The 20,223-nt window shown below is 69.3% G+C and carries 14 protein-coding genes and 1 tRNA gene; 6 read left to right on the plus strand and 9 right to left on the minus strand.

Annotated features, from left to right (window positions below; translation table 11 throughout):
- The first annotated feature begins 42 nt into the window (after positions 1–42).
- The 3 genes from pepN (at position 43) to OG584_RS26955 (ending at position 5,465) form a co-directional block, all read left to right on the plus strand.
- Positions 43–2,532, plus strand: coding sequence for an aminopeptidase N (gene pepN, locus OG584_RS26945; protein WP_405781612.1), 2,490 nt, complete (start codon positions 43–45; stop codon positions 2,530–2,532).
- Positions 2,533–2,700: 168 nt separating this feature from the next.
- Entirely contained in the window at positions 2,701–4,065 is a 1,365-nt protein-coding gene (locus OG584_RS26950) for a pyridoxal phosphate-dependent decarboxylase family protein (protein ID WP_405781613.1), read from the plus strand.
- On the plus strand, positions 4,062–5,465 hold the full coding sequence (locus OG584_RS26955; protein WP_405781615.1) for a lysine N(6)-hydroxylase/L-ornithine N(5)-oxygenase family protein: 1,404 nt from the start codon (positions 4,062–4,064) through the stop codon (positions 5,463–5,465). Before OG584_RS26950 ends, OG584_RS26955 begins: the two co-directional genes overlap by 4 nt.
- Positions 5,466–5,583: 118 nt before the next feature.
- Here the strand turns inward: OG584_RS26955 and OG584_RS26960 are convergent, their stop codons facing one another.
- Positions 5,584–7,395, minus strand: coding sequence for a bifunctional metallophosphatase/5'-nucleotidase (locus OG584_RS26960; RefSeq protein WP_405781617.1), 1,812 nt, complete (start codon positions 7,393–7,395; stop codon positions 5,584–5,586).
- A gap of 160 nt (positions 7,396–7,555) precedes the next feature.
- On the opposite strand from OG584_RS26960, the gene OG584_RS26965 reads away from it, so the two are divergent.
- Positions 7,556–8,263, plus strand: coding sequence for an SIMPL domain-containing protein (locus OG584_RS26965; protein ID WP_405781618.1), 708 nt, complete (start codon positions 7,556–7,558; stop codon positions 8,261–8,263).
- A 181-nt stretch (positions 8,264–8,444) separates the two neighbouring features.
- The gene (pyk, locus tag OG584_RS26970) at positions 8,445–9,881 is read left to right on the plus strand and encodes a pyruvate kinase (RefSeq protein WP_405781620.1); all 1,437 of its coding nucleotides are present in this window, start codon (positions 8,445–8,447) and stop codon (positions 9,879–9,881) included.
- 221 nt (positions 9,882–10,102) lie between these two features.
- Here the strand turns inward: pyk and OG584_RS26975 are convergent.
- Positions 10,103–10,186, minus strand: a tRNA-Leu gene (locus OG584_RS26975).
- A gap of 104 nt (positions 10,187–10,290) precedes the next feature.
- Here OG584_RS26975 and OG584_RS26980 point away from each other — a divergent pair.
- Positions 10,291–10,944, plus strand: coding sequence for an ANTAR domain-containing response regulator (locus tag OG584_RS26980; protein WP_405781622.1), 654 nt, complete (start codon positions 10,291–10,293; stop codon positions 10,942–10,944).
- Between the two features lie 89 nt (positions 10,945–11,033).
- Here the strand turns inward: OG584_RS26980 and OG584_RS26985 are convergent, their stop codons facing one another.
- The 7 genes from OG584_RS26985 to OG584_RS27015 all read right to left on the minus strand — a co-directional run bounded on the left by OG584_RS26985 (position 11,034) and on the right by OG584_RS27015 (position 20,120).
- A complete protein-coding gene (locus tag OG584_RS26985; RefSeq protein WP_405781624.1) occupies positions 11,034–11,750 on the minus strand; it encodes an ABC transporter ATP-binding protein in 717 nt (238 codons plus the stop codon).
- Positions 11,747–12,667 (minus strand): ABC transporter ATP-binding protein, encoded by a 921-nt coding sequence (locus OG584_RS26990; protein WP_405781626.1) that lies wholly within the window; start codon positions 12,665–12,667, stop codon positions 11,747–11,749. The genes OG584_RS26985 and OG584_RS26990 overlap by 4 nt, the downstream gene beginning before the upstream one ends.
- 8 nt (positions 12,668–12,675) lie before the next feature.
- Positions 12,676–14,451 carry a branched-chain amino acid ABC transporter permease gene (locus tag OG584_RS26995; protein WP_405781628.1) on the minus strand — a complete coding sequence of 592 codons (1,776 nt, stop codon included), beginning with the start codon at positions 14,449–14,451 and terminating at the stop codon, positions 12,676–12,678.
- Positions 14,452–14,456: 5 nt separating this feature from the next.
- Complete coding sequence (locus tag OG584_RS27000) at positions 14,457–15,389, minus strand: branched-chain amino acid ABC transporter permease (RefSeq protein ID WP_405781629.1); 933 nt, start codon at positions 15,387–15,389, stop codon at positions 14,457–14,459.
- Between the two features lie 103 nt (positions 15,390–15,492).
- Positions 15,493–16,722 carry a branched-chain amino acid ABC transporter substrate-binding protein gene (locus OG584_RS27005; RefSeq protein WP_405781631.1) on the minus strand — a complete coding sequence of 410 codons (1,230 nt, stop codon included), beginning with the start codon at positions 16,720–16,722 and terminating at the stop codon, positions 15,493–15,495.
- A 566-nt stretch (positions 16,723–17,288) separates the two neighbouring features.
- Entirely contained in the window at positions 17,289–17,747 is a 459-nt protein-coding gene (locus tag OG584_RS27010) for a PaaI family thioesterase (RefSeq protein ID WP_405781633.1), read from the minus strand.
- 93 nt (positions 17,748–17,840) lie between these two features.
- Positions 17,841–20,120 carry an FdhF/YdeP family oxidoreductase gene (locus tag OG584_RS27015; RefSeq protein ID WP_405781634.1) on the minus strand — a complete coding sequence of 760 codons (2,280 nt, stop codon included), beginning with the start codon at positions 20,118–20,120 and terminating at the stop codon, positions 17,841–17,843.
- Positions 20,121–20,223 lie beyond the last annotated feature (103 nt).

The following is a 20,223-nucleotide window of genomic DNA, read 5'->3' on the forward strand; positions in this document are numbered from 1 at the left end:
GACCCGGTGCGCGGCGCCGACGGCGTACGGCACGATGGGCTCATGTCCGTACTGACGCGCGACGAAGCGCAGCTCCGAGCCCAGCTCCTCGATGTCCAGCGGTACACGATCGACCTCGATCTGACGCAGGGCGACGACACCTTCGACTCCCGCACCGCCATCCGTTTCACCGCGCGCGCGGCCGGAGACACCTTCGTCGAGCTCAAGCCCGCCGAGCTGCGCTCCGTGACGCTCGACGGACGGCCCGTCGACCCCGAGACGCTCTCCGGGAACCGGCTCCCGCTCCCCGGCATCGCGGCCGGCGAGCACGAGCTGCTGATCGACGCCGTCATGCGCTACTCGCACACCGGTGAGGGGATGCACCGCTTCACCGACCCCACCGACGGTGAGACATACGTCTACACCCAGCTGTTCATGGAAGACGTCCAGCGGGTGTTCGCCGCGTTCGACCAGCCCGACCTCAAGGCCGTCTTCGAGCTCGGTGTCACCGCCCCCGACGGCTGGACCGTCCTCTCCAACGCCGTCACCGGGCGGACCTCCGGCGGCCACTGGCAGGCCGCGCCCACCCCGCTCATCTCCACCTACCTCGTCGCCGTCGCCGCCGGCCCCTGGCACTCCGTGACCACCGAGCACGCCGGGCTCCCCTTCGGGCTGCACTGCCGCCGCTCGCTCGCCCCCCACCTCGACGCGGACGCCGATGAGATCTTCGGGATCACCCGCGCCTGCTACGACCGTTACCACGAGAAGTTCGACGAGCCGTACCCCTTCGACTCCTACGACCAGGCCTTCGTCCCGGAGTTCAACGCCGGAGCCATGGAGAATCCGGGCCTGGTCACCTTCCGCGACGAGTTCATCTACCGCTCCGCAGTCACCGAAACCGAGCGGCAGACCCGTGGCATGGTCATCGCCCACGAGATGGCCCACATGTGGTTCGGCGACCTCGTCACCCTCCAGTGGTGGGACGACATCTGGCTGAACGAGTCCTTCGCCGAGTACATGGGCTACCAGACCCTCGCCGAAGCCACCCGCTTCACCGACACCTGGGTGGACTTCGCCATCGCCCGCAAGAGCTGGGGATACGACGCCGACCAGCGCCCCTCGACCCACCCGGTCGCCCCCGACCCGGCCCTCGTCCCCGACACCGCGTCCGCGATGCTCAACTTCGACGGGATCTCCTACGCCAAGGGTGCGTCCGCACTGCGCCAGCTCGTCGTCTGGCTCGGTGAGAAGGACTTCCTCGCCGGCATCAACGCCCACTTCGCCCGGCACCGCTTCGGCAACGCCACCCTCGCCGACTTCATCGACAACCTGGCGTCCGCCACCGACCGCGACGTCCACAGCTGGGCCGCGCAGTGGCTCGGAACCACCGGCGTCGACACCCTGACGCCCACCGTCACCGAATCCGACACCACCTGGTCCCTCACCGTCGCCCGCACCGGAAGCCGCCCGCACCGCATCGCCGTCGGCGCCTACGACCACGACCCGGTCGACCCCGCCCACCTCGTGCTGCGCGAGCGCTTCGAGCTCGACGTACCCACCGAGGACGGTACGAGGACCTTCCAGAGCCGCCGCCCCGACCTGCTCATCCTCAACGACGGCGACCTCACCTACGCCAAGGTCCGTCTCGACCCGGTCTCCTGGGAGACAGCCGTACGATCCCTCTCCGGCCTGCCCGACCCGCTGACCCGCGCCGTCGTCTGGAACGCCGCACGCGACATGGTCCGCGACGGCGAACTGCCGCCCACCGCCTACCTGGACGCCGCCCTCGCCCACCTCCCGTTCGAGTCGGACCTCGCCGTGGTCCAGGGCGTCCTCGCCTTCGCCGCCACCCAGATCGCCGACCGCTACCTGCCGCCCGCCGACCGGCCGGCCGCGCTCGCCACCCTCGCCACGATCTGCCGCGCCCTGATCCGCCGCACCGAGGACGGGACCAGCACCGGCCTGCGCCTCATCGCCGTACGCCACTTCATCGACACGGCCACCCAGCCCGACGGCATCCAGGCATGGCTCGCCGACGGCGGTGTGCCCGGTGGCCCCGAACTCGACCCGGAGCTGCGCTGGCGCATCCTCCAGCGCCTCGCCGTCCTCGGAGCCGTCGACGAGAACGCCATCGACGCCGAACTCGCCCGGGACGTCAGCGCCACCGGACAGGAAGGCGCCGCCCGCTGCCGGGCCTCGCTCCCCTCACCCGAGGCCAAGGCCGCCGCCTGGCAGCGGATGTTCACCGGTGACGACTCCAACTACCTGTTCAGCGCCACCGCCCGCGGCTTCTGGCAGCCCGAACAGGCAGCACTCCTCACGGAGTACGTGCAGCGGTACTACCCGGACGCCGTGGCCCTCGCCGGCCGCCGCGGCCCGGCCATCGCCGACGCCGCGGGACGGTACGCCTTCCCCGCCCACGAAGTCACCGCCGCCGCTCTCGCCCACGGCGAAGCGTGTCTGCGCGACACCGAAATGATCCCCGCCCTGCGCCGCAAGCTCACCGACCAGCTCGACGACCTGCGGCGCGCCCTGGCGGTGCGCGGGGCATGACCCCCGGCGCGGGACGGCAGCCCCTTTTACCACCACGCGGGGCTCCGACTTCCCCCCGCACCCGGGCAATACCACTTTCGGGTTGAGCTCGTTGTGCTCTTCGGGCGCGCCGCCTGTCCCCCGTACAGGCTGGGGGCGACAGCCCCGAGCGCACCGAAGGACACCCGTATGAGTACGCCGCCACTCGCCGGAGGGGCCGCAGGGCCGAGCGCCCTGCGGCCCCTCGTCGGTACCGTCCTCGACGCGCTCCACGACGGGGCCGCGGACCGGATCGGCCCCCTGCCGGCCGGCGGCCCGCTCGCCGTCGCCGCGCGCGTACGGGCCACGGCCCACCCCGTGCTGCCCGACACCGGGACCGGCGCCGAAGAAGCCCTGCGTACCCTCGTCCACGCCATCGCCGAAGGCGCCGCCGACCCCGCGGACCCGCGCTGCGCCGCCCATCTGCACTGCCCGCCGCTCGCCGTCGCCGCAGCCGCCGACCTCGCGGCCTCCGCCCTCAACCCCTCCATGGACTCCTGGGACCAGGCACCAGCGGCCTCCGAACTCGAAACCCTGGTCACCCGCGCCCTCGCCGCGGAGATCTACCCGGCGGGCGACGCGCTCATCACCACCGGTGGCAGCGAGTCCAACCAACTGGCGCTGCTCCTGGCCCGGGAACGCCACGGCGCCGTACGGATCGTCTGCGGCGACAACGCCCACCACTCCCTGCACCGCGCCGCCTGGCTGCTCGGCCTGCCCGAGCCGCTCACCGTCCCCTCGCCCTCCGGCGTCATCGACCTCGCCGCACTCGACGAAGTACTCGCGGGAACACACGGCCCGGCCCTGGTCACGGCCACCGCCGGCACCACCGACGCCGGACTCATCGACCCGCTCCCCGAGATCGCCGACCTCTGCGACCGGCACGGCGCCGAACTCCACGTCGACGCCGCATACGGCGGACCGCTGCTCTTCAGCGCCCTCCACAAACCCCTGCTCGCCGGACTCGACCGGGCCCACTCGGTAACCCTCGACCTGCACAAACTCGGCTGGCAGCCCGTGGCGGCAGGGATCCTCGCCGTCCCCCGCCCGGCCGCCCTCGACGCGCTCACGCACCAGGCCGAGTACCTCAACGCCGACGACGACACCGAAGCGGGCCTGCCCGACCTGCTCGGACGCTCCCTGCGGACCACCCGCCGCCCCGACGTACTCAAGATCGCCGTGACACTCCGCGCCCTCGGCAGGACCGGACTCGCCGCCCTCGTCGACCGCACCTGCGCCATCGCCGCGGAACTCGCCGACCTCGTCGAGGCCCACCCGGGCCTGGAGCTCTACGACCGGCCCACCATCTCCACCGTGCTCTTCCGCCCCACCGGAGCGGACGACGCGACCGTCGCCGCCGTCCGCCGCACCCTCCTCACCGAGGGGCACGCCGTCCTCGGCCGGGCCCGCGCCGACAACCGCCTCTGGTTCAAAGCCACCCTGCTCAACCCCCACGCCACCACCGGTGACCTGGAAGCTCTCCTCAAACTCCTGGAAGGCAGTACGCCCCGATGACGGACCAGCAGCCTCCCGAAGACCAGCCCCGCGACCTGGTGGGGGTCGGCATCGGACCGTTCAACCTGTCCCTCGCAGCCCTTGCCCACCCCCTCGCCGGGCTCTCCACCACCTTCTACGAGCAGCGCCCCGCCTTCCACTGGCACCCCGGCCTCCTCATTGAGGACGCCACCCTCCAAGTGCCCTTCCTCGCGGATCTGGTGACCCTCGCCGAACCGGCCAGCCCCTGGTCGTTCCTCAGTTACCTCAAGGAACGCGAGCGGCTCTTCCCCTTCTACTTCGCCGAGCACTTCCACATCAGGCGCACCGAGTACGACGCCTACTGCCGATGGGTCAGCGAGAACCTGCCGGGACTCCACTTCGGTCACCAGGTGGACGCCATCCGCTGGAACGCCGAACGCGCCCTCTTCGAAGTCGATTTCACCAAGCTCGACGCCGAAGGAGAGGCCGAGGCGCTCGGCCGGACCCACACCCGGAACCTGGCACTCGGCGTCGGCACCGAGCCGTACGTCCCGGAGACGCTCAAGCCGCTCGCCGAAGCGCCCTCCGTGCCCGTCGTGCACTCCTCCGACTACCTCGCCAGCCGCGAAAGGCTGCTCACCGCAGGACACATCACCGTCATCGGCGCGGGCCAGTCCGGCGCCGAGATCTTCCTCGACCTGCTCAGGGCCCGCCCCGCGGGCCACGAGAAGATCACCTGGATCGCCAGGACCGAGGCGTTCGCCCCCATGGAGTACTCCAAACTCGGCCTGGAACACTTCACCCCCGACTACACCCGCTACTTCCACCAACTGCCCGAAGCCGCCCGTGACTCCCTGGCTCCCCAGCAGTGGCAGCTCCACAAGGGCATCGACGCCGACACCATCTCCGCCATCCACAGCGAGCTCTACCGCCGCACCCAGCACGGAGGCTGGCCCGACGCGGTCCTCACCCCGGGCGTCACCGTCCGCACGGCAGGACGCGTCGCCACCACCAAGGTCGAACTCCACCTCGAACACGCCCGGCAGGGCACCCGCTCCCGTCTCACCACCGACGCCGTGGTCCTCGCCACCGGCTACCGGGAGCGCCCGCTCGACGGAATGCTCGCCGGCCTCGACCCCTACATGCGGCGCGACGCGTCCGAGCGCCCCCGCATCGACGACCAGTACCGGCTGCTCCTCGACCCGGCGGTCACCGGCTCCGTCTACGTGCAGAACGCCGAACGCCACACCCACGGCGTCGGCGCCCCCGACCTCGGACTCGCCGCCTGGCGCAGCGCGACGATCCTCAACTCCCTCACCGGGAAGAACCCCTATCCGCTGCCCCGGCGCACCGCGTTCACCAGCTTCGGCCTCGACCGCGAACGCGCCCTGCCCCCGCAGCGGCGTCCCGGGCTCGTCCCCCTGTCAGGACACAGCTGACGGGGCCCCGACCGGGCCGGTTCACCCGGCCCTGCCGGACAGCCCGCCACGACGAGGCCTCCCGTCACCGGAGGGCGGCACCCGCCCTCCGGTGACGACGCGACCTCGCGGACACGGCCTAGAAGACCGGCGTGCCGCCCCGCGTCAGCTTCCAGTCCACCGAGGCGAACTCCGATGCGTCCACCGTGCCCTTCGCCTGTACCCACGCGATGATCGTGTTCCGGATCTCGTCCGAATTGGCCCACAGCTGCTTGGCCGCGGGCACATGCGGGAAGTTCCCGCCGCCGCTCGCCCGGTAGTTGTTCACCGCCAGCACGAACTGCGCCGCGGGGTCGATCGCCTTGCCGCCGAACGACAGCTTCGCGATCCGTGAGCCGGCCGCCTGGGCGATGTCGATCTCGTACGTCAGACCCGACACCGCGTCGTAGTTGTAGTCCGGGGTGTCGTCCGCGTTCGTCAGCTTCGACGTGTCCACCGGGCCGCCTGCGGGCGTCTGCACGTAGTAGCGCGCCGAGAACTCCAGATAGTCCTTGATCTGCGCTCCCGTCACCAGCCGCGCCTCCAGCGTGTTCTCGAACGGATAGAGCCCGGCCGCGTCCTTGATCGTCACGTTCCCCGCGGGAATCTGCGCCGTACGCGAGAAACACGACGCCTGCGAGAGCACCGGCAGTGCCGCGTACTCGCCACCGGCCAGCGCTGCCTTCACCGTGTCGGTCTGGACGGCATTGATCAGGTCGATGATCGGCTCGTCCTTCCACGGCGCGTCCGCCGTCGTCATCGCGGCGGCGGACGTCCCGATCACCTCGTTGACGTACGCCACGACCTTCTTGTGCTCGTCGGTCAGCAACTTGACGAGCTGCGGGTCCTCGGCCGCGGTATTCGAGTTCAGCACCCGCGCACCCGCCTTCTCGACCGCCCAGCGCCCCTTCTCCCACACCAGGTCGAAGTCGAAGACGGTGAGCCGCTCGCCCCACATCAGCGGCTCGGAGAGGACAACGCTCCTGCCCGTCTTCTTGTTCACCACGAACTTCTCGGGGATCTCCAGATGCGCGTGACCCACCAGGATCGCGTCGATCCCCTCCACCTGCTCGGCCACCAGAGCGGCCGCGTTCTCCACGTACGGGATCTGGTCACCGTACGAGGACGTACCGCTGGCCCCCGAATGCGCCGCCACGATCACCACGTCGGCGCCCATCGAACGCAGCCGCGGAACGTACTTCGCCGCCTGCTCCTCAAGCCCGGGGAACACCATCTTGCCCTGGACGTTCGCCTTGTCCCAGATGGCGATGCCCGGGTTGGTCAGCCCGAGGACCGCGACCTTCACGTCCCGCCCGTGCGGGGTGCGGATAGTCTTGAACACATACGGCGCGAACGCCGGCTTCAGCGTCCTGGCGTCCAGCGCGTTGGCCCCGAGCAGCGGGAACCGGCACTGCTGCTCGAACTTCCGGAGCACCGGAATCCCGTAGTTGAACTCGTGGTTGCCCAGTGCCGCCGCGTCATATCCGATGTGGTTCATCGCCTGCGCCATCGGATGCACCGGGCCGTGCTTCGCCGTGATCGGGTCGATCTTCGCGTAGTAGTAGGACAGTTGGGTGCCCTGGATGGTGTCGCCCGCGTCGATCATCAGGGTGTTGTGACGGCCCTTCTCCGCGCGGATCCCGCTCACCAGCGTCGAGATCTTCGCCAGCCCGACATCGTTGTGCGCGGCGTCGTCGAACTCCTTGTCCGTGAAGTAGTCCCAGTTGAAGAGGTTGCCGTGCAGATCGGTCGTCCCCATCACGGTGAACGAGTAACGCCGCTGCGGACGCCCGTGACCGTGGCCATGGCCGCGCTCCTGCGCCTCGGCGGGCACCGCGGTGCCTCCCGCGATGGCCACACAGGCGCCGGCTGCGGCCGAAGTACCCAGGAACGTCCTACGGTTGAGCGGCATCTCGTCTCCCTAGTCACGAAGCACAACGCGCGTAGATGCGGAACGGCATCCATGCACAACGCGCGTAGATTCTGACCCAGGAGCCGTGCGGCGCAACACCCCCCGCACGTTTCGATCTGGTGACCGGCGACTGTCGTACCGGGGTGCGAGAGTAGGGACCATGAGCGACAGGACTCCGCAGCCCCCCGCCCCCTACGGCACCCCCGAGGCGCCCCGTGTCGCGGTCCGCGGCGAGGCGACTCTGGAGGTCGACCCCGAGACCGCCACCCTCACCGTCACCGCCAACGCCCGCGGCAAGGACCGGCGCGCGGCACTCGACGACCTCACCAGGCGCAACGCCGCCATCCTCGAACTGGCCGGGGGATACGGCGCCGCCGTCGAGAAACTGGAGAGCGGCGCACTCTCCATCAGCCCCGAACTCACCCCGCACGGCAGGGGTGAGCGGATCCGCGCCTACGCGGGCCAGGTCCGGATCACCGTCGTGATGAACGACTTCACCGCGCTCGGGGAGCTCACCACGCGCCTCGCCGCACTGGACCTGACCCGTGTCGAGGGGCCCTGGTGGGCGCTGCGCCCCGGCTCGCCCGCCCACCGCGACGCCCGCCACCAGGCTGTCCAGGACGCCGTCACCCGGGCCCGCGAGTACGCCCAGGCACTCGGCGCCGGACTGTCCGCCCTCGTCGAACTCTCCGACCCCGGCGCGGACGGTGCCCGCCCGCCGGCCCCCGGATTCGCAGGTGGCCCCGGATTCCGGTCGGCCGCTCCCGGCGCGGCCGACGACGTCCCCGCCATCGACCTCCAGCCTCAGCGCCAGACCGTCTACGCGACTGTCAACGCCCGCTTCACCATGACCCCACCCGTGCTCTGAGCCCCTGACCGCACTGCCCCGTGGAATTCACGGCCCGGATTTCCGTACGCGGCTTCCGGAATTGCTCATCGGAGCGCGCCCCCGCACAATTCAACAGTTGTCAATAGCCTTAAAGGTAAAGGTGGTTGAGTCGTCATGTGTGGCCAATCACTTACCCGTCGGTAAGGCCTAGGCTCGAACCATGCGCCGAGCAAAGATTGTTTGTACCCTGGGCCCCGCCACCGACTCGTACGACCAGATCAAGGCCTTGGTCGACGCCGGTATGGACATGGCCCGCTTCAACCTCAGCCACGGCAGCTACGCCGAGCACGAGGAGCGTTACCACCGCGTACGCAAGGCGGCGGAGGAGGCCGGCCGCAGCGTCGGCATCCTCGCCGATCTTCAAGGTCCGAAGATCCGCCTCGGGCGTTTCGCCGAAGGGCCGGTACTCCTCGAACGCGGCGACGAGTTCACCATCACCGTCGCCCCCGGTGCCAGGGGCGACCGGAGCAGCTGCGGCACCACGTACGACGGGCTCGCCGGCGACGTCACCACGGGTGAGCGCATCCTCGTGGACGACGGCAAGGTCGCCCTCGAAGTCACCTCGGTCGACGGCCCCCGCGTCCACACGATGGTCATCGAGGGCGGCATGGTCTCCGACCACAAGGGCCTCAACCTCCCCGGTGTGGCGGTGTCCGTCCCCGCGATGTCCGACAAGGACGCCGAGGACCTCCGCTGGGCGCTGCGGACCGGCGCCGACGTCATCGCCCTCTCCTTCGTACGCAGCGGACAGGACATCACTGAGGTCCACCGCATCATGAAGGAGGAGGGCCGCAGGCTCCCCGTCATCGCCAAGATCGAGAAGCCGCAGGCCGTCGAGAACATCGACGACATCGTCGCGGCTTTCGACGGCATCATGGTCGCCCGTGGTGACCTGGGCGTGGAAATGCCGCTCGAACAGGTGCCGATCGTCCAGAAGCGCGCGATCAAACTGGCCAAGCGCAATGCCAAACCGGTCATCGTCGCGACCCAGATGCTCGACTCGATGATCGACAACTCCCGGCCCACCCGCGCGGAGGCATCCGATGTCGCCAACGCGGTCATCGACGGCACAGACGCCGTGATGCTCTCCGGTGAGACCAGCGTCGGCAAGTACCCGGTGGAGACGGTCAGGACGATGGGCCGCATCGTGGAGGCCGCCGAGGAGGACATCCTCGCCCTGGGTCTGCCCCCGCTCACCGACCGCAACAAGCCCCGCACTCAGGGCGGTGCCGTCGCCCGTGCCGCCGCCGAGATGGGCGACTTCCTCGGCGCGAAGCTGCTCGTGGCCTTCACCCAGTCCGGCGACACCGCCAAGAGGCTGTCGCGGTACCGCTCGCCGATCCCGCTGCTGGCCTTCACCCCGGACCCGGCGACCCGCGCCCAGCTCACCCTCACCTGGGGCGTCGAGACCTACCTGGGCCCGCACGTGGACTCCACGGACGAGATGGTCGCCCAGGTCGACGAGCAGCTCCTGAAGGCGGGCCGCTGCCGCAAGGGCGACATCGTCGTGATCACGGCAGGCTCCCCGCCCGGCGTCGCGGGCTCCACCAACCTGGTCCGCGTCCACCACGTCGGGGAGGACGACTCACCGAAGTAGCAGACCGGGGAATGGGCGCCCGCGCGGGCGCCCATGAGGGCCGCGGACGCACGTCACGTTCTCGCCGTACTCGACCCGGTCCCTGTGCGGCCGGCATGAGACTCAACGTTCGGCCACGCCAGAAGCCTTCGTGGTCGTGACCTGTGGTCGGGCCAGGAGTTCCGGTCACGGCAAAGGCGGATGTTCACGGGAAAGTGAACATCCGCCTTTTTTGTCACATGTGCCCGGTGTGGGATTCGAACCCACATGCCCAAAGGGCACGGCATTTTGAGTGCCGCGAGTCTGACCAGTTCCTCCAACCGGGCAAGCCGGAGAGCTATCGAGCAGTGTACCGGTTCACATCGAGTCGCCGCTGCTAGGTAGGCTGCGTAGGCAGTAACGCCTGCCCGGCCCGCAATGAGGAGCCCCCGTGACCGCCCCCGAGCCGCCCCAGCCCGACGCCGACGACGACAAGTCGCACGTCCCGCCGCTGACGACCCGCGTCGTCATCGCTGAGGACGAGGCCCTCATCCGCCTCGACCTCAAAGAGATGCTCGAAGAAGAGGGTTACGCGGTCGTCGGCGAAGCCGGTGACGGTCAGCAGGCCATCGACCTGGCCCGCGAGCACCGGCCCGACCTGGTGATCCTCGACGTGAAGATGCCCGTGCTCGACGGTATCTCCGCAGCCGAGAAGATCACCGAGGAGTCCATCGCCCCGGTCCTGATGCTGACCGCCTTCTCGCAGCGCGACCTCGTGGAGCGGGCCCGGGACGCCGGAGCGATGGCGTACCTCGTGAAGCCGTTCTCGAAGAGCGACGTCGTGCCCGCCATCGAGATGGCCGTGTCCCGCTTCACCGAGCTGAAGGCCCTGGAGCAGGAGGTCGCGGACCTCTCGCAGCGGCTGGAGACGAGGAAGCTGGTGGACCGGGCCAAGTCGGTGCTGCAGACGCAGTACGGGCTGACCGAGCCCGCCGCTTTCCGGTGGATCCAGAAGACGTCGATGGACCGCCGGATGTCGATGCAGCAGGTCGCCGAGGCCGTCATCGAGGACGCCGAGGAGAAGAAGGCGGCCAAGGAGCAGTAGGCGCCGGCACGACGGTGAAAAGCCGAAGAGCCGGACGGCCCGCCCCGGAGAGGGGTGGGCCGTCCGGCTGTGTGCTGCGGAGACCGCGTTCAGTCCTCGCCGAGGTACGCCTTGCGGACCGACTCGTCGTGGAGCAGGTCGTGGCCGGTGCCGGAGAGCGAGATTCTGCCGATCTCCATGACGTAGCCATGGTCGGCCAGCGAGAGCGCGGCCTGCGCGTTCTGCTCGACGAGCAGGATCGTCATGCCCTGGGACTTGAGCTCGACGATGGTCTCCATGATCTTCTGCATCATGATCGGTGAGAGGCCCATGGAGGGCTCGTCGAGCATCAGCAGCTTGGGCTGCGACATCAGTGCGCGGCCCATGGCGAGCATCTGCTGCTCGCCGCCGGACAGGGTGCCCGCCGCCTGCTTCCGGCGTTCGCCCAGGATCGGGAAGAGATCGTAGGCGCGCTGGATGTCCTTCTCGATGCCGTCCTTGTCGTCCCTGAGGAACGCCCCGAGCTGGAGGTTCTCGAAGATCGACAGGCGCGGGAAGATGTGCCGCCCCTCGGGGGAGTGGGCCAGGCCGAGGGCGACGACCTTGTGGGCCGGGACGCTCGCGAGCGGCTTCCCGTCGAAGGTGATCGTGCCGCCGGCCGGTTTGATCAGCCCCGAGAGAGTGCGCAGGGTGGTGGTCTTGCCCGCGCCGTTGGTGCCGATCAGCGTGACGACCTGACCGGCTTCGACGCTGAAGGAGATGCCCTTGACGGCTTCGATCTTGCCGTAGGCGACCCTGAGGTCCTGGACCTCCAGGAGAGCGGTCACTGGGTGTCTCCTTCGGTACCGGTGGAGCTGGTGGTACTGGTCGTGCTGGTGGGGCCTGTCCCGCTCTGGGCCTCGGCTGCTTCGACCTCGGCCACCTCCTCGTCGCCTGGGGCGCCCTCGAAGGGGGTCCCGAGGTAGGCGGCGATGACACGCTCGTCACCCTGGACGACCTCGGATGTGCCCTCGACGAGCTTCTCGCCCTGGACGAGGACGGCGACGCGGTCGCAGAGGTTGAAGATGAACCGCATGTCGTGCTCGATGACGAGCACGGCGATGCCCTGGTCGCGGATGGCGAAGACGAGCTCCTCGGTGGCGCGGGTCTCCTGCGGGTTCATCCCGGCGGTGGGCTCGTCGAGCAGCAGCAGGCCCGGTTCGCTGGCGAGGGCGCGGGCGATTTCGAGCTTGCGCTGTTCGCCGTACGGGAGGTTGCGCGCGAGGTGTCCGGCCTTGTGCGCGAGGCCGATGAACTCCAGTAGTTCGGTGGCCCGTTCGCGGGACTTCGCTTCGGCCCGGTGGAAACCGGGGCCGCGCAGGATGGCGGACCAGAGGCCCTCCTTGGTCCTGGTGTGGCGTCCGACGAGGACGTTCTCCAGGACCGTCATGTTGGCGAAGAGCCGGATGTTCTGGAAGGTACGGGCGATGCCTGCCTTGGTGACGAGGTGCGGTTTGGGCGGCAGGACGGTGCCCTTGTAGCTGACCTTGCCCTCGGTGGGGACGTAGAGGCCGGTGAGGCAGTTGAAGAAGGTGGTCTTCCCGGCGCCGTTGGGGCCGATGAGGCCGACGATCTCCCCGGCATTGACGGTGAGATCGACGTCGCGTACGGCGGTGAGGCCGCCGAAGCGCATGATGACGCCTTCGGCCCGGAGCACGGGCGCACCGGTGGCTTCCGGGGCAGGCGCGGTCGTCTGGGTGGTCATGTCGTTCCTCACGCCCCTGCCTTGCCTGCGGCGACGGTGTCGTCGCCGGATGTGCGTGGTGCCGGCAGACCGGGCGCGTCGTCGTGGAATTCGAGCTGGCGCCGCCTGTTGGCGATGACGCCTTCGGGGCGGAAGCGCATCAGCAGGACGAGTGCGATGCCGAAGGCGAGCAGTTCGTACTGCTTGAGGAAACCGAGCTTCTCCGGAATGAGGTAGAGGAAGGTGGCGCCGAGGATCGGGCCGCCGACCGTGCCCATCCCGCCGAGTACCACGGCGGCCAGCAGGAAGGCCGAGTTGGGCGGAGCGGCTCCGGCGAACTGGTACGGGGCGGGCGTCACGCTGTAGGTCACGTGGGCGCTGACCGTACCGGCGAGACCCGCGAGCGTGGCGCCGAGTGCGAAGGCGATGAGCTTGACCCGGAAGCCGTTGATGCCCATGGCGGTGGCTGCCGTCTCGTCCTCACGGATGGCGATCCAGGAGCGGCCGATACGGGAGTCCGCCGCGCGGTTGAAGACCAGGACGACGAGCCCGGTGATCACCAGCATGAGCAGGAAGTAGTTGGCGAACCGGCCGAGGGTGAATCCGGCGATGTCGTGGGACGCCCCGAGGTTGAACCCGAAGAGCTCCAGGTCCGGGATGGAGGGGATGCCGTTGGGGCCGTTGGTGATGTCGGGGCCCGACGAGCCGTCCATGCTGTTCACGGCGATGCGGAAGATCTCCCCGAACCCCAGGGTGACGATGGCGAGGTAGTCGCCGCGCAGTCGCAGGGTGGGGGCGCCGATCAGGACGCCGAAGACCAGGGAGGCCGCCATTCCGGTCAGGGCAGCTGCCCAGAAGGGGAATTGGACGCCGGAGAAGGTGGAGAACTCGGAGCCGGAGACCAGGGCAGCCGCGTACGCGCCGACGCCGAGGAAGGCGACGTAGCCGAGGTCGAGGAGCCCGGTGAGGCCGACGACGATGTTGAGGCCGAGAGCGACGGTGCCGAAGATGAGGATGTTCACGCCGAGGTTGGCGTTGTGGTCCTCGCTCTGGGTGAACGGGAAGACCGCTGCCGCCAGGAACGCCATCGAGGTGGCGAAACCTTTGTGCCGGGCGTTGAGTGCCGAGAAGCGGTCGGTGAGTCCGGCGCCGAAGAGCGCCCAGGCGCTGAAGACGACGAGCAGGACGAAGGCGACGAAGACCTCCGGCTGTTCGTCGGGGACTCCGATGCCGTACGTGAACACGATCAGGCCGAGCACGGTGGCCGCTGTGATGACGACGCGCTGCCCCCAGGCCGGCAGGGCGCGGGCGGCGGGGATCGGGTCGGCCTTGGCGAAGTAGGACTTCGCCGTGGTGCCGGGCCGGGGCAGGGCGAGTGTGCCGACGAGGGCGAGTACCGCGCCGACGGCGGCGACCCAGCCGCCGGGGTCGAGGTTGACGAGACCGCCGAGCTCGAAGGCGATGGCGAGTACGACGTACCAGACGACGGCGAAGGAGGCGAGCGCCGCCAGGAAGACCGGGGCGGTCGCACCGCTGGGGTTGAGCCAGCGCAGTCCGCGTACACGGGCATGGCTGAGGACGAAGAGCAGGGTGACGACGCCGCCGATGACCGCCAGGAGCTGGAGGCCCGACGGGTCTCCGGAGTAGGTCAGGTCGTCGGCGAAGTCCGGCTTCCAGGTCCAGGAGAGGAAGGCGCTCGCGATGGTGACGACGGCGCCGGCGACGGTGAGTGCGCGGGCGGCGGTCAGCGGAAGCGGGACGATGGGCGAGGCACCGGTGGGCTCGTTGAGTTCGTTGGTGGTCATGGTCGTCACGCCCTGTCCGCGACGCGTTCGCCCAGTAGGCCTTGTGGTCGTAGGAGCAGTACGAGGATCAGCAGGACGAAGGCCCAGACCGCGGACCACGCCTGGCCGCCGAGCTGCTGCATGCCGGGGACCTGGTCGATGTAGGCGGTGGCCAGGACTTCGGCGACGCCGAGTACGAGGCCGCCGAGCATGGCGCCGTAGATGTTGCCGATGCCGCCGAGCACGGCCGCGGTGAAGGCCTTGAGGCCGGCCTGGAAGCCCATGCTGTAGTCGACGTTGCCGATCTTGAAGCCGTACGCGATGCCGGCGACGGCTGCGAAGAGGCCGCCGATGGCGAAGGCGATGACGATGATGCGGTTGGTGTCGATGCCCATGAGCTGGGCGGTGTCGGGGTCCTGGGCGGTGGCCTGCATGGCGCGGCCGGTACGGGAGGTCCGGGTGAAGATCGCGAGTGCGGCCATGCAGAGGGGGGCCGCGATGATCAGGAAGAGGTCGCCGCTCTGGATGTCGATGGAGCCGAGATGGTACGGGCCGCCGGGCAGGGGCGGGAAGACGCGGGCGTTCTCCGCACCCGGGTACCAGTTGAAGACCGCCTGCTGCAGGGCGAGGGAGAGTCCGATGGCGGTGATGAGCGGGGCGAGCCGTGGTGCGCCGCGCAGTGGCCGGTAGGCGAAGCGTTCGGCTCCGACGGCGACGAGCACGGCGACGATGGCGCCGCCTACCAGCATGGCCGGCAGGGCTATCCACATCGAGGTGCCGTCGGGCAGCACGTACATGTAGACCGTCAGTGCGCCGAAGCCGCCGGTCATGAATATCTCGCCGTGGGCGAAGTTGATGAGCTGGACGATGCCGTACACCATCGTGTATCCGATGGCGATCAGCCCGTACATCGAGCCGAGGAACAGCCCGTTGGCCAGCTGTTGCGGCAGGGAGTTCACCGCATGGCCTCCATGTGGGTGGGAAGTGAGCGAAGGGAGACGGCGGGCCGCGCGGTGACTGGTGGTCGTGGCCGCGCGGCCCTGTGCGCTGCGGTGTTCCTGGTCAGCTGGTGGGCTTGTAGACGCCGCTCTTGACGGCCTTCCAGGCGCCGTTCTTGACCTGGTAGACGGTGAGCTGCTTGTTGGTGGTGTCGCCGTACTGGTCGAACGACACGTGGCCGGCGATGCCGTCGAAGTCCGTCTTCTGGACGGCGTCGACGATCTGCTGGCGGGCGTCGGACGGGACCTTGCCGTCCTTCACGACGGAGCCGACGGCCTTGATGATGGCGGTGGCGGCGTCGTAGGAGTACCCGCCGTAAGTCCCGTAGTCACCGGTGTACTTGGCGGCCTTGTACTTGCTGATGAAGTCCTTGGCGGCCGGAAGGGACTCGACGGGGACACCGACGGAGGTGGCGAGGTCGCCCTCGGCGGCCTTGCCCGCGGTCTTGATGTAGGTCGGCGAGAACATGCCGTCGCCGCCCATGAGCGGGATGTGGGCGCCGGCGTCCTTCAGCTGCTTGGTGATGATCTGGGACTCGTCGTACTGGCCGCCGTAGTAGAGGATGTCGGCGCCGGAGTTCTTGATCTTGGTGACGAGAGTGGAGAAGTCCTTGTCACCGGTGTTGACGTGGTCCTGGCCGGCCAGCTTGCCGCCCGCCTTGAGGAAGTTGGACTTGAAGAGCTTGGCGAGACCCGCGCCGTAGGTCTGCTTGTCGTCGACGACGAAGACCTTCTTCTTCTTGAGCGTCTGGCCCGCGTACTGCGCGGCGAAGCCGCCCTGGAGGGCGTCCGTGGTCGCGGTGCGGAAGTACGTCTTGTACGGGCGGGTCTTCGAGGTCTGCCAGTTCTTGCCCTGGGTGAGCTCGGGTGCGGTGTTCGCCGGGGATATCTCCACCAGGTTGGCGGTGGCGAAGACCTGCTGCATGGTCTGCGCGACGCCGGAGTTGAGCGGCCCGACGACGCCGAGGACGTTCTTGTCGGCGACCAGGGCGGAGGCGTTCTGCTGGCCCGTGGGCGGCAGGGCCTTGTCGTCGAGTGCCTTGATGGCGAACTTCACGCCGGGAACGGTGTTGTTCTTGTTCGCGTCATCGATGGCGACCCTGACGCCGCCCTGGATGCCGAGGCCGGTGGCGGAGTTCGCTCCGGTGAGGGGCGCGTCGACACCGATGACGACCTCGGTCTTGTTGTCGCTGCTGCCCTTGTTGTCCTTGTTGTCGCGCGATCCACAAGCCGTGAGCGTCAGTGCGCCTGTGGTCAGCACGGTGGTGAGTATGAGCAACGAACGCTGTCGCACGATGAATCCTCTCCCTGGCGCCGCCGCCTCTGCTGAGGCGCCGTAGGTCTCGCCGGGCCGTACTGGGATGGTGCAGAGCCGTGCTGCAGACGTGCCCGGCGGCGCGGTGACTGGGCGTGACTCTAAGCGCAGGTGGCGGAAGTGCGGACCGTTGAAGGTCAGGATGTGACTGTCTTGTTATGCCCGGAGGGGTGAACGGTGTGGGCAGTGCGGACAGTTGGGAGAAATGCGGTCACCACGTATCTGCCCGCATAATGAGAACGTGCAGTTCCGCTAAGGGGCTTGAGGCGATCTTGGTGCTGTCGGCCCCGGGCAGTGAGGGTGGCGCGAAACCGCCGCCGGACCGGCCGGCGGCGGGGCGCGGGGGCGCCGATGGGGCGTCCCTTCATTGCGTTCTTATTACGCAGGGTTACGTGAAAATGCCACGACCGGTGTGTTGCGTGACGGGTCCGGCCGCTGGGCGCGGGTGCGTCGACGCCCGGGTGGGCCCGTCAGCCCGCGGAGCCTCAGGGGTCCCTGCACTAAGCCCGTCCGGCGATCCGGACGGGCTTAGTGCAAGGGACCCCTTAGGGGGTGACGTCGCGCAGCAGGCAGGTGAGCCGGGCCGTGCAGACCCGCTTGTCCTGTTCGTCGGTGATGACGATCTCGTAGGTGGCGGTGGAGCGCCCGCGGTGCACGGGGGTCGCCACCCCGGTGACCAGCCCGTTCCGGGCGCCCCGGTGGTGGGTGCAGTTGAGGTCGACACCGACGGCGAGCTTGGAGGGGCCGCCGTGCAGCATGGAGCCGATGGAGCCGAGGGTCTCGGCGAGAACGGCGGAGGCGCCGCCGTGCAGCAGGCCGTAGGGCTGGGTGTTGCCCTCGACGGGCATGGTTCCGACGACGCGGTCCGCGGCGGCCTCGATGATCCGTACGTCCATCCGCTCGCCGAGGTGGCCTGCGGAGAACAGGCCTGGCAGGTCGACGCCGAGGGATGCGTACTCGTCGATGACCTCTTGAGGGAACTTCACGGTGGTCTGCTCGCCCATGGTGGTCCGGCTCCGATCGTCGTGGCGGCTGCTGAACTGCGTACCGGCCGCAGGTGTCCGTCGGGCCTGCGCGCCGGTGGCCTGAGCAAACGCTTAGGCCTCGCCGGATTGTTCCAGACGGACCACTACTGACTTGCTCACGGGGGTGTTGCTGACGTCGGCGGTCGCGTCCAGCGGGACGAGGACATTCGTCTCGGGGTAGTACGCGGCGGCGCAGCCGCGGGCGGTGGGATAGTGCACCACCCGGAAGCCGGGCGCCCGCCGCTCGACGCCGTCCTTCCACTCGCTGACGAGATCGGTGTACGAGCCCTCGGCGAGACCGAGGTCCCGGGCGTCCTCCGGGTTGACCAGGACGACGCGGCGGCCGCCCTTGATGCCGCGGTAGCGGTCGTCCAGACCGTAGATCGTGGTGTTGTACTGGTCGTGCGAGCGCATGGTCTGCAGCAGCAGCCGGCCTTCGGGCAGCTTCGGGTACTCGACGGGTGCGGCGGTGAAGTTCGCCTTGCCGGTGGCCGTGGGGAAGCGGCGCTCGTCCCGCGGGGCGTGCGGGAGCGAGAAACCACCGGGCACGGCGACGCGGGTGTTGAAGTTCTCGAAGCCCGGCACGACGCGCGAGATCCGGTCCCGGATCGTGGCGTAGTCCTTCTCGAACTCCTCCCAGCCGACCGTGGACGCGTCGCCGAGGACCGCGCGCGCCATCCGCGCGACGATGGCCGGCTCGGACAGGAGGTGGGGGCTCGCCGGAGCGAGGTTCCCCCGGGAGGCGTGGACGAGGCCCATGGAGTCCTCGACGGTGACGAACTGCTTCCCGCCCGCCTGGACGTCCTTGTCGGTGCGCCCCAGGGTGGGGAGGATCAGGGCACGGGTACCGGTGACGGTGTGCGAGCGGTTCAGTTTGGTCGACACCTGCACGGTGAGTGAGGCGCGGCGCATCGCCGCCTCGGTGACGTCGGTGTCGGGTGTCGCGCCGACGAAGTTCCCGCCCATGGCGAAGAAGACCTTGGCGTGGCCGTCGCGCAGTGCCTCGATGGCCCGGACGACGTCGAAGCCGTGGTGGCGGGGTGAGGTGATGCCGAATTCCTCGTCCAGGGCGTCGAGGAATTCCGGGGCGGGCCGCTCGAAGATCCCCATCGTGCGGTCGCCCTGGACATTGGAGTGCCCGCGCACGGGGCAGACGCCCGCGCCGGGGCGGCCGATGTTGCCGCGCAGCAGGAGGAAGTTGACGACTTCGCGGATGGTCGGCACCGCGTGCTTGTGCTGGGTGAGGCCCATGGCCCAGCAGACGATGGTCCGCCTGGACGCGAGGACGAGTTCCAGTGCCTGCTCGATGTCCGTGCGGGAGAGACCGGTGGCCGTGAGCGTCGCGTCCCAGTCGGCGGCGCGCGCGGCGGTGGCGAACTCCTCGTACCCGTGGGTGTGTTCCCGTACGAAGAGCTCGTCGGTCGCGCCCTCGGTCTCGATGATCAGTTTGTTCAGGAGGCGGAAGAGCGCCTGGTCGCCGCCTATGCGTATCTGCAGGAAGAGGTCGGTGAGGGCCGAACCCCTGACCATGCCCTGCGGGGTCTGCGGGTTCTTGAAGCGCTCCAGGCCCGCCTCGGGCAGCGGATTCACCGAGATGATCTTCGCGCCGGCGGCCTTGGCCTGCTCCAGGGCCGAGAGCATCCGCGGATGGTTGGTGCCCGGGTTCTGCCCGGCGACGATGATCAGGTCGGCCTGGTGCATGTCGTCGAGGGAGACGCTGCCCTTGCCCACGCCGATCGTCTCCGAGAGCGCCGAACCGGACGACTCGTGGCACATGTTCGAGCAGTCGGGCAGGTTGTTGGTGCCGTAGGCGCGGGCGAAGAGCTGGAGGAGGAACGCGGCCTCGTTGCTGGTACGGCCCGAGGTGTAGAAGAGCGCCTCGTCGGGGGAGTCCAGGGCCCGCAGCTCCTCGGCGATGATCGCGAAGGCCCGCTCCCAGCTGACCGGCTCGTACCGGTCGCCGCCCTCGGGCAGGAGCATCGGCTGGGTGATCCGGCCCTGCTGCCCCAGCCAGTACCCACTGCGCGAGGCGAGATCGGCGACGGTGTGCTCGGCGAAGAACGCCGGTGTGACGCGGCGCAGTGTCGCCTCCTCGGCGACGGCCTTGGCGCCGTTCTCGCAGAATTCCGCGGTGTGCCGTTTGCCGCCCTCGGGCCAGGCGCAGCCGGGACAGTCGAAGCCGTCCTTCTGGTTGACCTTGAGCAGGGTCCTCGCGGTGCGCACCACGCCCATCTGCTGCTGTGCCATCTGCAGGGTGTGGCCGATGGCGGGCAGCCCTGCGGCGGCGTGCTTGGGGGCCGCGACCTGCGGCGCGTCCTGGACCGGGTCACCTGCGGGCGGCTTGGCAGCCATGGCGCTCTCCTTCGAGCGGGCGGATCCGACGTACGCCCACGATCCTGTCACGCGCCACCGACAGGAGCTCCGGGCAGGTGTGCGGAGGTCTGGATTGTCAGTG

It is taken from the genome of Streptomyces sp. NBC_00859 (assembly GCF_045161865.1).
GTDB lineage: Bacteria > Actinomycetota > Actinomycetes > Streptomycetales > Streptomycetaceae > Streptomyces.

Bases quoted from the DNA above. Each gene is read 5' to 3' on its own strand.
- pepN (WP_405781612.1), top strand. From the start codon at position 43: ATGTCCGTACTGACGCGCGACGAAGCGCAGCTCCGAGCCCAGCTCCTC.
- OG584_RS26950 (WP_405781613.1), top strand. From the start codon at position 2,701: ATGAGTACGCCGCCACTCGCCGGAGGGGCCGCAGGGCCGAGCGCCCTG.
- OG584_RS26955 (WP_405781615.1), top strand. From the start codon at position 4,062: ATGACGGACCAGCAGCCTCCCGAAGACCAGCCCCGCGACCTGGTGGGG.
- OG584_RS26960 (WP_405781617.1), bottom strand. From the start codon at position 7,395: ATGCCGCTCAACCGTAGGACGTTCCTGGGTACTTCGGCCGCAGCCGGC.
- OG584_RS26965 (WP_405781618.1), top strand. From the start codon at position 7,556: ATGAGCGACAGGACTCCGCAGCCCCCCGCCCCCTACGGCACCCCCGAG.
- pyk (WP_405781620.1), top strand. From the start codon at position 8,445: ATGCGCCGAGCAAAGATTGTTTGTACCCTGGGCCCCGCCACCGACTCG.
- OG584_RS26990 (WP_405781626.1), bottom strand. From the start codon at position 12,667: ATGACCACCCAGACGACCGCGCCTGCCCCGGAAGCCACCGGTGCGCCC.
- OG584_RS26995 (WP_405781628.1), bottom strand. From the start codon at position 14,451: ATGACCACCAACGAACTCAACGAGCCCACCGGTGCCTCGCCCATCGTC.
- OG584_RS27010 (WP_405781633.1), bottom strand. From the start codon at position 17,747: ATGGGCGAGCAGACCACCGTGAAGTTCCCTCAAGAGGTCATCGACGAG.
- OG584_RS27015 (WP_405781634.1), bottom strand. From the start codon at position 20,120: ATGGCTGCCAAGCCGCCCGCAGGTGACCCGGTCCAGGACGCGCCGCAG.